This is a genomic window from Flavobacterium pisciphilum, from assembly GCF_020905345.1.
Lineage (GTDB): Bacteria > Bacteroidota > Bacteroidia > Flavobacteriales > Flavobacteriaceae > Flavobacterium > Flavobacterium pisciphilum.
Window position 1 is genome coordinate 896,734 of the sequence record NZ_JAJJMO010000001.1, and the last position, 16,151, is coordinate 912,884.

At 32.9% G+C, this 16,151-nt stretch carries 9 protein-coding genes; 6 read left to right on the forward strand and 3 right to left on the reverse strand.

Annotation, left to right across the window (positions count from 1 at the left end; genetic code table 11):
• Positions 1-65: 65 nt before the first annotated feature.
• Positions 66-7,187, forward strand: a complete 7,122-nt coding sequence (locus LNQ49_RS03365; protein ID WP_229987309.1) for a non-ribosomal peptide synthetase — start codon at positions 66-68, stop codon at positions 7,185-7,187.
• A 180-nt stretch (positions 7,188-7,367) separates the two neighbouring features.
• Positions 7,368-8,009, forward strand: a complete 642-nt coding sequence (locus LNQ49_RS03370) for a GNAT family N-acetyltransferase (protein ID WP_229987310.1) — start codon at positions 7,368-7,370, stop codon at positions 8,007-8,009.
• Positions 8,010-8,509: 500 nt separating this feature from the next.
• On the opposite strand, the gene LNQ49_RS23225 is transcribed toward LNQ49_RS03370, so the two are convergent.
• A complete protein-coding gene (locus LNQ49_RS23225; protein ID WP_255680732.1) occupies positions 8,510-8,641 on the reverse strand; it encodes a hypothetical protein in 132 nt (43 codons plus the stop codon).
• 394 nt (positions 8,642-9,035) lie between these two features.
• Between LNQ49_RS23225 and LNQ49_RS03375 the strand changes: the two genes are divergently transcribed.
• Genes LNQ49_RS03375 through LNQ49_RS03390 form a run of 4 tightly spaced genes read left to right on the forward strand, consistent with a single transcriptional unit; the run spans position 9,036 to position 14,185 of the window.
• On the forward strand, positions 9,036-9,542 hold the full coding sequence (locus tag LNQ49_RS03375; RefSeq protein WP_229987311.1) for a DUF4625 domain-containing protein: 507 nt from the start codon (positions 9,036-9,038) through the stop codon (positions 9,540-9,542).
• 9 nt (positions 9,543-9,551) lie between these two features.
• Positions 9,552-11,984 carry a TonB-dependent receptor gene (locus LNQ49_RS03380; RefSeq protein ID WP_229987312.1) on the forward strand — a complete coding sequence of 811 codons (2,433 nt, stop codon included), beginning with the start codon at positions 9,552-9,554 and terminating at the stop codon, positions 11,982-11,984.
• A 30-nt stretch (positions 11,985-12,014) separates the two neighbouring features.
• On the forward strand, positions 12,015-12,935 hold the full coding sequence (locus LNQ49_RS03385) for a DUF4625 domain-containing protein (RefSeq protein ID WP_229987313.1): 921 nt from the start codon (positions 12,015-12,017) through the stop codon (positions 12,933-12,935).
• A gap of 32 nt (positions 12,936-12,967) precedes the next feature.
• On the forward strand, positions 12,968-14,185 hold the full coding sequence (locus LNQ49_RS03390; protein WP_229987314.1) for a hypothetical protein: 1,218 nt from the start codon (positions 12,968-12,970) through the stop codon (positions 14,183-14,185).
• A 79-nt stretch (positions 14,186-14,264) separates the two neighbouring features.
• Here LNQ49_RS03390 and LNQ49_RS03395 read toward each other — a convergent pair whose 3' ends face one another.
• Both LNQ49_RS03395 and LNQ49_RS03400 read right to left on the reverse strand, forming a co-directional pair.
• Positions 14,265-14,975 carry a LytR/AlgR family response regulator transcription factor gene (locus tag LNQ49_RS03395; protein ID WP_229987315.1) on the reverse strand — a complete coding sequence of 237 codons (711 nt, stop codon included), beginning with the start codon at positions 14,973-14,975 and terminating at the stop codon, positions 14,265-14,267.
• The gene (locus tag LNQ49_RS03400; protein ID WP_229987316.1) at positions 14,975-16,141 is read right to left on the reverse strand and encodes a sensor histidine kinase; all 1,167 of its coding nucleotides are present in this window, start codon (positions 16,139-16,141) and stop codon (positions 14,975-14,977) included. The genes LNQ49_RS03395 and LNQ49_RS03400 overlap by 1 nt, the downstream gene beginning before the upstream one ends.
• Between the last annotated feature and the right edge of the window lie 10 nt (positions 16,142-16,151).

Genomic DNA, 16,151 nt, shown 5'->3' on the forward strand with positions numbered 1-16,151 from the left:
GTTTTTAAATTGCAGTTAATTCCTATTTATTTTTTTATTAATTAATCTTAACCCATATTAATTTTATGAAAAATCCCCCCCATCTACCTACTACAATTCTGACTTTATTGAATCTAATTTCTAGTCAACATCCTCAAAAGACAGCTCTTGTTTTTGAAAATCAGAATATAAATTATGAAGATCTAAACTTACAGTCTAATAAGCTGGCAAATTATTTAAATACGAAAGGTGATTTCTTAGATATTCCTATCTGTTTTTCTTTAGAACAGTCTATTGACAAAGTAATTGTTATGCTCGCTATCTGGAAAGCAACAGGAGCTTATGTATCTCTCAATCCTCTATATCCAGAGACAAGACTGAAGTATATAATAAATGATACCAACAGCCCTATTTTGATTACGACCAAAGCTTTATCCCCAAAATTTAATTATTTTAATAAAGAAATTATTTTAATTGATGATCTGGAAGAAGCAAAAAGCATCAAAGAGAACTCGGATGAAGAATTACCCGAAAACGGAATATATGACGGATTAGCTTATCTTACTTATAACTCAGAAACTAGTGATTCACCCAAAGCTATTATAACTGAACACAGAGGACTTATCAATTTTGTAAAGTATTTTAATGAACTTTTAGACAGCAATCTTGATGATAAAACCTTAAATATTTCCTCTTCTAATTTTGATAGCGTTGTTCTTGACCTATGGATTCCTCTTTCACTAGGACTCACTGTGCATTTATACCCTAATAACAATATCGATAATGATGTTTTACTGGATTTTAATATCCTCAATAATCAACTTATTCCAGTTCCTAGCGGTGAAATTGGAGAATTACACATTGGTGGAATTCAAGTGCTCCCTGATTATTTAAACCAGCCAAAACTTAATACTGAGCGATTTATATATTACACAAATTCATCTGGGCAAAAAAAAAGAGTTTTTAAAACAGGAAACCTTGTTAGGATGACTTCCAACGGTAATATTGAATTTATCAGTAAAGCTCCTCCTCCGCAAATTAAAGCTACGAAGTTTAAAGTTGAACTATCTGAAAATCAACATAAATTAATAGAAATTTTTGAAAATCAGGCAAAAAAAACTCCCGATAAAGTAGCGCTTAGCTTAATAGGGAATACTATTTCTTATAAAGAACTACACCAAAAATCCAATAAAATTGCGAATCAGTTAATCGCAATGGGAATCAAAAATAATGAATTTGTTGCCTGTTATCAAGATCAATCGATAGAAAGAGTTATTAGTTTATTAGGAATAATAAAAGCTGGAGCTGCATACGTACCTTTAGATACTAGCCATCCCCTTGAACGAATTAATATAATACTCAACGATACCAACCCTTCATTTCTTATTACTACCGAAAATCAAATTGACATAAGTAAAAAGGTGCACATTCCTGTGCTACATATTGAGGATATGCTCAGTTATATATCTGATAATGGAAATGAAAAAGATAGTTTTACCGATACGCATACTCCATCAGATCTTATGTATGTAATCCATACGTCGGGAACAACAGGAAAGCCAAAAGGAGTATTAATTGAACATAAATCGGTAAGCAATTTTATTACCGAATACGGAAAATTATTAGAAATAGACGCTACTGATCGTACGCTACAATTCTCCCCTTACAATTTTGACGGATCCATTATTGATCTTTGGATACCACTAACAAAAGGAGCAACAATACATTTATATCCTAACAATAAATTATTAGGAGACTCACTATCTGACTTTATCTCCTTACATAATCTTACTGTTATCCCATACATCTCCCCATCAGTACTTTCTACCATTCCACTTTCAATAACGTTTCCTGATTTACGAGTCATCGGCACAGGTGGAGAAGTTTGTCCTATAGCCATTCGTAATCATTGGATGCATCAGGTTAAACTTGTAAATGGATATGGTCCAACTGAAGCCACAGTTGCTGTCAATAATTATGTGTTTGATAATAGCCACCCTGCAAATACAATTGGTAAACCAATTACCAATATGAAATTCTATGTTCTGGATCGTAATATGAAGGAGGTTCCTATTGGAATTACAGGAGAGCTTTATGTCTCTGGTATACAATTATCAAGAGGCTACCTTAATGAACCTGAACTCACTGCTGAACACTTTATTACAAATCCTTTTATAAAAAAAGAAGACAATGAAAGTTCAATTTATAATCGATTATACAAAACAGGAGATTGGGTAAAAATATTGCCTGACGGAATGATTGAATATATTGGTAGAGAGGATCATCAGATTAAAATAAGAGGATATCGCATAGAAGTTTCCGAAATAGAAAAAGCACTTCAGCAAATCAAAGGTATAAAAAATGTTGCCATTCAGATGCATAAAGATTCAGAAGACATCATATCGCTCCGAGCCTTTTTTACTGGGAAAATAAAAACCACAACTATAAGAAATGAACTCAGCAAAAAGCTTCCTGCATATATGATTCCAAGTGAAATTTTCGCAATAGAGGCTATCCCTGTTACTGCTAATGGAAAATTAGATTTGAATGCCCTTTCTGTATTTGCAGAAAAAAACCTTGAAGAACAGGAAGGTACTATTGAACAAACAGAATCATTTATAGCTCCCCACACCGAATTACAAAAACAACTAGCTGTATTATGGAAATCTTTTCTAAAAGTAAAAACGGTAGGAATAGATGATAACTTTTTTCATTTTGGTGGCAACTCTATTTTAGCTTATAAACTGGTTTCTTCTATCCGTAAAGACCTTCATATATTCCTTCAAATTTCTGATTTGTTTTTATACCCAACTATTAACGAACTAGAAAATTATATCCGCACTAAAGAAGCTAATACCCTAGAAGAAGATATTAGTGTAAATAGTCTTGAAGAGCCTATAAAATTATCTTCACAACAACAAAGTTTATGGTTTCTAGACAAACTTCATGGAAGCTTACCCTATCATATAAGTGCATTATATCCTGTAAGTAATACTATTTCTGCGCCCACACTTGAGAAAGCATTCCGATTACTAATGCAACGTCACGGTGCACTGAGGACTATTATTTCTGAAGACGAAAATACTGCTTATCAGTTTTTGATTAGTTCAGATAATTGGATGTTACAACAAATTTATAAATCAGATTCATTGCAAAAATTAATAGATATTCCTTTTGACTTAGAAAGGGATTATATGTTAAGAGCCTATCTTATTCATGAATCTAACCAGAACATATCGCTATTTGTTGTTATCCATCATATTGCTACAGATGCTTGGTCGATGCCATTAATAATTAATGAATTAAATGCTATTTATCTAGAAATTCTAGAAAAGAAAAAACCAGTAATTAACAATTATCCAATACAGTATAGAGATTATGCACATTGGCAATTTAATAAAACACGACAGAATAAAATAAGCACTAGCACTGACTTTTGGAAAAACTATCTACAAGATGTTCCTGTGTTACAAGTAGCCCATGATTTTCCAAAACAGCATTTACATTCCATTAGTGGTCAACAATATCACTTTACAATTCACTCCCAATTAGCTTCAGATTTACAAAAATTTTCAAGAGAACAACACGCCACATTATACATGACTCTTTTATCGGCTTTTGGATTATTGATGCAACATTATAGTGGTCAAAACGATATTTGTATAGGTAGCCCAGCTGCAAACAGAACACCACATACGGTAGATACTACAATTGGCTATTTTGTAAACATGCTCCCTATTCGCATAAAAATTGATGGGAATCCTATTTATACCAACTTCTTAGAAGAAATAAAAAAAATGCTGTTAACCGTATTTCAACATCAAGAAGTTCCCTTTGAAACAATTATAAATCATGCCATTAAAGATCGATTTGCTGGTTATAATCCGTTATTTCAAACTGTATTTATATTGCAGGATGCTCCTGAAGAAAATAGTCAATCAGGACCTATAGATAGTAACAACTTAAAATGGATTTATAACGGAAAATCAAAATTTGATCTTCAGTTTGAAGTCACTCCATTATTAAATGGTTTAGATGTTACAATTGAATATACCGATGCCTTATTTAAAGAAAGTACCATTCTACAAATGGCAAAAGATTTTCAAATCATTCTAGAATCAATCGTTAAGGAGCCTGAAAAAAAAATCGGAGATTTTGAAATTTTACTGGAAACACATGAGCAAAATGAAATTTCAGAATTGGAAGAAATTCAATCTGAAAAAACTTTGGTAGAAATGTTTGAAGACCAAGTAAAAAGGAATCCTAAAAAAACGGCACTACGCCTAACAGGAATGAGCATTACCTACAAGGAATTACATGAAAAATCCAATAAAATAGCAGATCAACTAATCGCAATGGGTATCAAAAAAAATGAGTTTGTTGCCTGTTATCAAGATCAGTCTATTGAGAGAGTCATTTCATTATTAGGTATTATAAAAGCTGGTGCTGCATATGTCCCTCTAGATACCAGCTACCCTATTGAACGAATTAATGTAATAATCAAAGATACGAATCCGCTCTTATTGATTACAACCGAAAAACGAATCGACATAAGCACAAAAGTACACCTGCCTGTATTAGATATTGAGCACATGATTAATTACATACCCGATACAGAAAACAATAAATACAGCTATATTGATACCCATACTCCATCAGATTTAATATATGTAATTCATACATCGGGAACAACTGGAAAACCAAAAGGAGTTTTGATTGAACACAAAGCAGTAAGTAATTTTATTGCCGAATACAGTACGCTGTTAGAAATAAATATTGACGACAGTACCTTGCAATTCTCTCCTTACAATTTTGACGGGTCTATCATTGATCTTTGGTTACCGCTAACAAAAGGAGCTACAGTACATTTATATCCAAATAATAAATTACTGGGCGAATCGCTCTCTGATTTTATCAGTTTACACAATATTACAGTTGTTCCTTTTGTCTCTCCTTCAGTTCTTTCTACAATTCCACTTTCAGTACATTTTCCAAATTTAAGAGTTATTGGTACTGGTGGAGAAGCTTGTCCATCACTAATTAGCAAACATTGGATGCATCAACTCAAACTTGTAAATGTATATGGTCCAACTGAAACTACTGTTGCTGTAAATGAATATGTATATGATGATAAACATCCTTCTAACACATTAGGTAAACCAATTAAAAACATGAAATTTTATGTTCTTGATCGGTATATGCGAAAAGTACCTGTTGGAGTTATCGGTGAGCTTTATATCTCTGGCATACAATTATCAAGAGGATATCTCAATGATCCTGAACTTACAGCTGAGCGTTTTATTACTAACCCATTTATAAAAGCTACTGATAAAAAATCTATTTACAATCGATTATACAAAACTGGAGATCAGGTAAAAGTATTACCCGATGGCATGATCGAATACATTGGTAGAGAAGATCATCAGGTCAAAATAAGAGGATATCGCATAGAGATTAGCGAAATCGAAACTGCGCTTCAGCAAGTAAATGGTATAAAAAACGTAGCAGTTCAAGTTCATAAAGCATCCCAAGATATACTATCGTTACGTGCTTTTTTTACTGGCGAAATAAAGATTTCGATTATAAAAAATGAACTCAGTAAAAAGCTTCCAGCGTATATGATTCCAAATGAAATTTTTGCAATAGACGCAATTCCTGTCACCGCTAATGGAAAATTAGATATGGAAGCGCTTTCATTATTAGCAGAGAAAAACCTTGAAGAGAAAGAGGAAGAAATACCGCTTAACTCCTACGAAGAAATAATCAGGGATATTTGGAGTGACGTTTTACAACGCAGGATTACCTCTTTAGAAGATGATTTTTTTCATCTAGGAGGACATTCTTTACTGCTTACTAAGCTTTATAACAGAATATCCAAACATTACCCCAATAAAATATCTTTAAGCGAATTGTATATAAACAATACCGTCCGAAAACTAGCCTTACTAATCGAAGAAAGGGATTCTGATACCCATGTCGATCAATATGGATTAGGAATGGATCCATTAAGTGATGAAATTAAAAAAGATGCCTATCTTGACCCTTCAGAGTTTAATCCTAACCTAGAAAATAAAGGTGACTTTGTGAATCCTAAATTCATATTACTAACAGGAGTCACAGGTTTTGTAGGCGCAAATATGCTTGCTGAGTTTTTAAAAACTACTACTGCAATTATTTATTTACTAATTCGTGCCAACAATGAAAAACATGCCCAAGAACGCTTACTTGAAACGCTAAATGACCAATTACTCCCTCTGAGTTTGTACGATAAAGAACGTGTAAAATTACTTCCAGGTGATCTATCAAAACCTCATCTTGGATTGTCTCCTGAAACTTACGATGCCCTTACACAAAACATTGATGTCATTTATCATGCTGGAAGCGCCGTAAATTTTATTCAGCCTTATTCTTATATGAAAGCTGCAAATGTTGATGCATTACGTACTGTGATTCATTTTGCAACAACTAGCAAACTCAAACAGATTTGTTTGTTATCTACCATTGGCGTATTCAGCTGGGAACATCATTTTACAAAGCCTGATCTTATTATGGAAAAGCAATCTATAGAATCGGCATTTAAATACCTGAGCCGTGATATGGGATATGCACAAAGTAAGTGGGTCATGGAAAAAATTGCAATGCAAGCAATAGAACAAGGCATTCCAATTATTATTTTTAGATTGGGTTATGCTTTTTGCCACAGTACATCTGGAGCTACAGCCAAATACCAATGGTGGGGTTTATTAGTTAAAACCTGTGTAGAATTAAAAGCCTACCCAATTCTGCTGGAACAAAAAGAAGAGCTAGTTTCTGTAGATTTTATCAGTAAAGCCATTGCACATATCTCTAAAAATCCAAAAGCTACTGGAGAGATATTCCATTTAAGCCCTGCTCCAAAAGATAATATTCCTGTGATTAATTTTTTCGAGAAACTTCGATCAGAATTTGATATAGAGCTAACTCCTCTGCCTTATCATGAGTGGATGAACCTTTGGGAAAATGATGAGAATAGTCCGTTATATCCGCTCTTGAGCTTGTTTAAATTTAAAGTATATGATAATAAATCGATTATAGAAATTCATCAGAACACGCCTGAATTTGATATCACTAATACACTAGATTTTATAAAAGATAGTGGCATCGAAACTACAGTTGTTAACCGAGAGATTCTTGAAGCTTATTGTATTTATTTGGGTATTCTAAAATAATTACAATACTAGATTTAATAGCAACGAACCTGTTCTATTCCAAATTAAATCCCCAAAACAAGGCAGCTATTTACGATAAATGGCTGCCTTGTTTACTTAATTAATTGAGAGTTAAAATTTTTAATTGCATAGATTTTTTTATCTTTTCCTTTTATTTACAACCTTTAACTTCATAGTATAATGAAAAAAAATATTCCTCTTGATATTCTAGAAAAATGGCTTAAGGGTTGGGCGCTATCAAGAGAATTGCCTCTGCCTATTAAATATAAATCTGGTTATATGATAGATGTAGGCTACGAAAATCAGAAAAAGCGATATGTTTTTACAGAACCTAACAATGATTATATTCAGTTATCAAAATCTATTGATGAACCTTGGGTATATTTAAAGGCTTGTACCGCACCTGATAAATTAAAAAGCATGCTATCCAAAAAATGGGTAATTGAGCCTCAAGGTTATATGATGTCATGCTCTACACAAATGAGTTTTTCAAATCGTAACCTATCAGATGATTATAAGTTTGAATTTGATAACTATAATTCAACTTTTGTAATCCGAATTGTTACCAAAAATGGCGAACTAACTTCTATCGGTCGTGTTGTACTCGTTGATGATTTGGCCATTTATGATAGAATCTCTACCGAAGAAAATCACAGAAGAAAAGGGCTTGGTACTATATTGATGAAAGAACTTGAAAAAATTGCATTAGCCAATAATGTTTCTAATAATTTTCTCGTTGCTACAGAAGAAGGTAAATCACTTTATCTGTCTTTAGGATGGGAAATTTATAGCCTTTATTCCTCAGCGGTTATCATTGATTAATGATTTCTATTTACTTTTTAATGAAACAATGTTGCAATTGTAAATAAGATTTTTATATTTGCAACACTATTGCGTTAATAAAAGGGTTTGAACTGAAAATTATATATTTTCTATTGCTTTTATTCGCTATACTTTATTGAATATTGATTCATTGGAATGAAAAAGAAATTTAAAATTATTAATCTTCTTATGCCGCTGGTAGTAGTATTTGCAATACTATTTCCGGTAGTCCATTCGTATGAACACATTCAAAGTCATGCTTCTTCTCATGAACATACACAACATTACAGCGAAAGTAAAAGCGAGCTTATAACACATAATCATTCTTCTGAAGAATGTGCTATATGCCATTTTAAATTTACTCCTGTAAGCACTTTTTCTTTTGTGTCTTTTGATTTTTATAAAAATAGCAACATAACTTCTTATGTTACTTTTTATTTCAAAGCATATTCTAATTTCTTTAAGGGGTCCTTATTTGCCCTTCGAGCCCCTCCCACTGTTTAAAGCACAAAAGCAATCATTTCTGATTCAGAATGAGATGCATTTGTATCTATTTTAAATTCTACTACTGTCGAAAACAATATTGTTTTGTAATTCTTCTGTAATTGTGCATGATTATATTCTTGCATCATTCCATAAGTAAAACATGCTTTCTTGAACTAAATACTCCTGATTGTGCTATAGCTGCATCCTAATGATACGGCTAATCATTAATCTTTCATGAGTCAAAATTCTGAAAATAAGACCATTCAACAGTAAACCATTTTTTTAATAGTTGCTAAAAACTGTTTTGAAACATACCCAAAAACTAGTCTGCAAACTAAATCTGATAGTATCAAATTAATACTACTCAGGAATGCCATTTTGTACAATAATCAAATTTAATCTCTAAAAAGCAACCTGTTCTTTAGTAGTATAGCTGTGATGTTTATTAGTACAAGCAACCTGTTTTATTGGTGATGCTTTCTACACTGTTACGTCTTTAAACACCCCACTTCATTACCCTGTAACCCAAAATTAATACATATGAACAAAGTAAAATTCAATCAAAACAAATCAAAAACAGCAAGATTCATGCTGGCAACATTTGTGTTAGCAGGTTTCTTTACAGCCTGTAGTGGCAGTGATGACGACAAAATTGACACCGAATATCCAGTAATTGATATATCGGCAACAAATGCATTTCCGATACAGTGTAGCGAAGTTACTCGTGGACAAAAATTCACCTTTAAAGCAAAATTTACCGACAATGCCGCATTAGGCTCTTATAGTTTGGATATTCATCATAATTTTGACCACCATAATCATAGTACTGAGGTCAATGACTGCACTGTTGAACCTATCAAAAAACCAGTAAAGCCACTACTTTATATCAATTCAGTGAGCATTCCTGATGGGCCAAAAAGTTATGATGCAACTCAAGAAATCAATATTCCTGAAGACATTGATCCCGGAGATTACCATTTTCTTATTCGCTTGACGGATAAAGAAGGCTGGCAGACAATTAAAGGTTTAAGCATTAAGATTAAATAAGTGATTTTGATGAACCAAAATAAATCAAATCGATTACGGAACCTTTATCTGTTGCTATTTTGTGTTGCTCTATTTACAGAAGTAACTGCACAAACTGTTAGCATATCAGGTAAAATATTCTCCAATACCCACAAACCATTGGAGGGTGCTACTGTGACGATTCATCCTTCTTCTCAAACGATTATAACAAATAAAGAGGGGTACTTTTATTTTCCACAACAGTCTAAAACTGCTACGAAATTAACGGTACGATATTCAGGTTATACTCCATTTGAAATTGAACTTTCATTAGATAAAACCATAAATGTACTAGCCGATATTACCTTAAAACAAGAAGTTAAAGAACTACAAGAAGTTATAATAAAAGATACTTATGAAATACGTCAAAAAAAAGAAAAATCACTTAATGTAGACATCGTAAGCAGTAGTTTTATCCAACGTAATCTTGGAGGAAGTTTGATGCAATCACTTCAGAGGTTGCCCGGCATTAAAACCATTTCTATTGGCTCTGGTGGATCAAAACCTCTTATTCGTGGACTCAGTTTCAATCAGGTTATTGTTGTCGAAAATGGACTTAAACATGAGGGACAACAATGGGGTGCCGATCATGGTCTCGAAATTGATCAATACGCTGTAAACCGTGTAGAAATAACCAAGGGACCGTCCTCATTCATTTATGGATCAGATGCCATTGGTGGTGCTATCAATATAAAACCTTTACCATTTCCTGCTAAACATGTTTTGGGTGGAAGTGCTACTCTTACAGGTAAAACTAATAATGAGCAATACGGAAGTTCTATCAATTTGTTTGGACGTAATGACAACTGGTTTTTTGATACCCGAATCACATCAATGGATTATGGAGACTATCGTGTTCCTACCGATGTTGTTCATGTTTATAATTATGCCGTTCCCCTCTATAAAAATCATTTGCGTAATACAGCAGGACGCGAACTCGATTTACATGCGAGTACTGGATATATAAGTTCTAAGTTTAAATCTGTTTTATATCTAAGCAATGTTTATAATAAAACAGGTTTTTTTGCCAACGCACACGGACTTGAACCTCGCAATGTCGATCTTGAACTTCATGACAAATCCAGCAGGGATATACAAATGCCTTATCAGGAAGTAAACCATACCAAAATAAGCAATACCACTTCTTTTCAATTGGGTCAACATCAATTGGAAACGCAACTGGGATTTCAGAGAAATTTTCGTCGAGAATGGAGTCATTATGTAAATCATGGTTTTATGCCACCGATATATCCTACTGATATGTATGCGCCTCAGGATCTCGAACGTCAATACGACAAAGAAGTTTTTTCGGTAGCCCTAAAAGATGAATTTTCACTAGGTGACCATCAACTAACTGTAGGGGTAAATACCGAATTGCAACAAAATAAGATTGGTGGTTGGAGTTTCTTGATTCCTGCATTTACACAAGTAAATATGGGGGCATTTGCCTACGATAAATTGCAACTAAATGAAAAATGGTTACTTCATGCTGCAGTACGAATGGATCGAGGCAGAATCGAAATGGAGCAATATATTGACTGGTTTGAAAGTGAAACAACAAGCAATGGACAACCCAATTTTGAATACTTAAAACGCTCTGAAGAACTAACAAGAACATTCAATAGTTTTACTTGGTCGGCAGGAGTAAATTACAACCTCGAAAAGTTTTCTTTAAAAGCTAATGCTGGTACTAGTTTCAGAATGCCTATTGCCAAAGAACTGGCTTCAAATGGTGTTAATTACCATTATTTTAGATTTGAAAAAGGAGATCCAAACTTAAATGCAGAACAATCGTATCAGTTAGACCTTGGTCTTGAATGGCAGGATACTAAATGGTCTATACAACTAAGTCCCTTTTTTAATTATTTCCCCAATTACATCTACCTCAACCCTACTTCTAAACATGATATTTATTACGGGGCAGGCAATCAGGTTTTTGAATATTCGCAAAGCAAAGTCATGCGCTATGGTGGAGAATTACAAACTCGTTACCAGATCTTACACAATCTAAGTACTGAAGTTCTTGTAGAATATCTCTATTCCGAACAGCTATCAGGCAGTAAGAAAGGATACACACTTCCTTTCTCTCCTCCTGCATCAGTTTTATTTGGTCTTACATACAGTCCAGAAATCAAGTCACTCAGAGATACTTATTTCTCTCTTGATTATCGTTTTACTGCTAAGCAAAATCTAATTGTTCCTCCTGAAAGAAAAACAGCCAGTAGTCAGGTTTTCAATCTGGCATTAGGAACAAAAGTAAAATCAGGACAACAGGATTTAGATATTTCGCTGCAAGTTCAAAACTTGTTTAACACAAAATACCTCAATCATACCAGCTTTTACAGGTTAATTGAACTTCCAGAGGCTAGCAGAAATATTATTCTGTCCCTCAAAATTCCTTTTTTAATACTTAAACAAAAATAATATGAACCCTTTTAAACAAAACCCCCTTTTATGAAAAAAGTAAAATTCTTTTCAATGTTTTTACTATTTGCTACAGCTTTTACAGCTTGTAATAGTGATGATGATACTACTCCTGAAGTTATAAAACCAACTGCCAAAAATATAGAGATTGGTTCTGCCAATAATAAACAAGGCATAATTGGTCGTGATTTTCACTTTAATGCTGATGTTACTGCTGGTGATAAAATTGCTGCTGTACAACTTAAAATACTTCCTAAAAAAGGCGAAAAGTATACTGCCGATTGGAAACTGGAACTAAGCTGGCCTGAATATGTTGGAACTAAAAATACTACTGTACACAAACACTTTGATATACCTAAAGATGCCCCAGAAGGTAAATATGATTTTTATTTTATTGTACTAGACAATAACGGATCTAAGCTAGAAATTAAAGAAGATTTAACCATTGTTGACGCTGCAAATTTACCTACTGATCCAATAATTGGGCGAGACATGATTTCTAGAAATGAAACCTTAATTTATCATATGGGAACTTGGGTAGAACCAGAACTAATCTTCAAAAAAGATGATGAACTTACAGCTCATGCGCAAGTAAGCCAAATTAAAGGTGATGGAATATTATATTCAGTTCTTATCAAAAAAAGCGCTAATTATCATCCCGAAAACATCGACAATCTTGATTTAAAAAAGGTAATCGTAATTTCAAAAGTTGAGCACAAAGACCTTGCTGCTGCATCAAAAATCACAACATTACAAAAGATAAATGATGTTTGGGGTGGTGAAAAAATTATTATCGGTGCTTTAAATGACGCAAATAAGCCTGTTGCAAATCCAATAACTGGCGAAAAAGCATGGGGATCTGGTGTATACAATTGGGTCGTATTGTATAAAAATACAACCTACAATCTCAATGTCTATAAATCAATGCCTATCACAATTAATTTTAACTAAAACATAAACAGTAACTTAAATACACATATAATATGAAAACCAATTATTACAAACTAATTTTCCTATTTGCTTTATCCACTTTTGCAATCTCTTGTAGCAATGACGACGACAACAATACGAATGAAACTCCAAAAGAAACTTTGGCTGAATATAAGTATTTGAGAATATTACTTTCTGATGAAAAAACAACAGAAATTACACTCGTAAATCCAGTGGATGGTACGTCAAGTTTTTTTAATGCAAAATTTGCCAAATCAACTATTTATACCACTGAATCTGGTAGATATGCAGGTATTATCCATAGAGTTGACAATACTGTAGAAACTTTTGACAGCGGATTTGAAAGTCATGGTGACCATGTTGATGTAGATGGAATTCCAAAATTTGGTGCATTAACAGGTCAATCACCTATGCCAACACATTTTAAAAGTAAAATTGGTGAATTATTAACTTTTAATGATGGAGATGGAACATTATCTGTAGCTAAAGAATCTGAAGTCAATACAGCAGGAGCTAAATTTAAAGTAATTAATGCTGGCTTATTGGCACATCATGGTGCTATGGCGACTTTTACTAATGGAACTTATGCCATTACTCAAAAGGACAATTCGGTTGCAGGGACACTACCTGAAAAAGTAAAAATTATAGATAATACAGGTAAAACTCTTTTTGAAGCTACAATTGCTACAAAAGGAATTCACGGAAATGCTTCAGATGGAACGTATGCCGTTTTCGGTTCAGCAAGTGGTGTACTTGTGGTTGAAAGCTCAGGAAAACAAAAGCTTATTGCACTTCCTGAAGGTTTTGGTACATCATGGTTTGGAAGTATTTTAGAAACAAAAGCTCAAGGAAAATTTATCGGCTTTACTGCTGAGAAAGGAGCTTACTTAATTGATGTTATAAACGGAACAATTAAACCAATTTTACAAAGTACCGATATCTCACAATGCAAAGTAAGCTACAACATGAGCAAACTAGGAATTTTACTTAATAATGGTGATTTTAAATTATTCAATTTAACTACACTGCAAGTTGAGAAACAAGCAAAAGTTATTAATGAAATTGCAAAAGATGCGACTATGAAACCTCAAATTCAACTGACAGAAAGCTTTGCTTATATTACTTCTCCAACTACAGGAGAGCTATTGCAATTGAGCTTACCAACTATGACAATTGTAAAGAAAATAAAAGTTTCTAATACGCCATATAGAATTACAATTCTTGGTTTTGAAAATAATAAAAGTCACTAAACTTAATTTTCTCAAACCCATTAAATAAGTATTAATTAATACCTGAAGATGCTAAATTATTTTGACATCTTCGGGTATTTTACTTTATGCCTAATAAGGTAAAAAGCTCTTCTTTTTTGTTTAAAGCTATTGAGATTGATTTACCATTAGTCAATTCTACTGTATTCCCATTAATGCTTCTTACAGCTTCTAAATTGAGAATAAAAGAACGCTGCACACGGAAAAAATTCGGAAGATTAAGAATTTCTTCCATTGCTTTAAGAGTCACCTGTGTGGTAAAAGTTCCTGAAGGAATAATAATTTTAAGATAATCACCTTGGGCTTCTATGTATAAGATTTCGTCAAATAAAATCTTAACCAGCTTTCCTTCTGATTTTATAAATATTCTGTCTGTATGAATCTGTTGCTGAATTGCTGCCACCTGACTTAGTGAAATTTTTTCCTTCGCCCTATTAACCGCCTTTAAAAAACGATCAAATCGAACTGGTTTTACTAAATAATCTGTTACTCCTGCCTCAAAGCCATCCAAAGCAAAATCACGATGTGCTGTAATAAAAATCACTACTGGCGGATATACTAACGAACGTAACAATTCCATTCCGCTAATCTTAGGCATTTGGATATCACTAAAAACAATATCTACAGCATTGTTGTGCAAATATGCCAATGCCTCAATAGGATCTTCAAACGAAGCAACAAGTTCTAGATAAGGAATTTCTTTTACGAATGTTTCTATAACTGATCTCCCTAATGGCTCATCATCTATTACGATGCAAATTAATTTATTCATTAGTCTAAATCTATTATTAAATTGACTTTAAATTTTGTTTCCAGATTTTCAATATCCAATTGGTATTTATTAGGATACAATAGCTGCAATCGTTTACGAGCATTTGTAATTCCTATACCGCCAAATTCGTTGTTCTTCATTCCTTGCTCTACATCATTTTCAAGTTGGAAACTGAACTTTTTATCTTGAACTTTTATTTCTAAGTATATAAACTGTTCCTTATTTCCTTTTAGTCCATATTTAAATGCGTTTTCTATAAATGTAAAAGTCAATAAAGGCGCTATGTACAATCCCAATACATCTTCCTCGTTTGGAATGTGAAATTGAATGTTTTTATCTGCAGAATACCTCATTTTCTCCAATTCGAAATAATTTTTTATAAAACCCAATTCCTTTTCTAATGCTACTTTTTCAGTATTAGATTCATAAAGGGTATAGCTCATAATATCAGAAAGATTCAGAATAACTTCTGGTGTACTATCATCTTTTTTAATAGAAAGACCATAAAGATTATTTAATGTATTAAAAAGAAAATGCGGATTGAGCTGGGCTTTCAGAAAGTTCTTTTCAATATTGATATTTTGAATTTCTAAGTCCGCTTTCTGATTCTGAATATTTAAAGTTTTACTATAAAGCTTAGAGATTTCAAAAAGAATTTTCACGAAAAAGAAAGGAGATAAAATTGTAATAATAATGAATGCTTGTGAAACCATTCTTCTTACTGAAATTGCTTCCAAAAAAGTTTGGCTTGCTGCCATTTTTATCGCTCCTTTAAGCTCCCCTTTATCAATTTCAAATCCAAGTGAATGATATAGCAACGAAAAAAAATAAGTTCCCGCCATCCAAATAAAAACTGATACAATAAAAGTAATCAGCAGCAAAAACAGCACTCTAACCTTACCTCCCGAAAAAATTATAGGCAACAACAAATAAAAGAATATGTAAAACACTATCATATTTACAGTTGTCATTCTAACTGCAAGAATAAAAGCATTGAAATAAGACAGTTGATATGCCAGCACATAACTTAAAATCAATAGTATTGAGAAACTCAACCACATAAAGACATGAAGCAGAATCCGATTTCTCTTAGTGTAAAATTCATCAAAATTAAATTCAGCTATTTTACTTGCTAAGTAATTTGAGAAAATCTTTTTGTCTTGCATTAAATACATT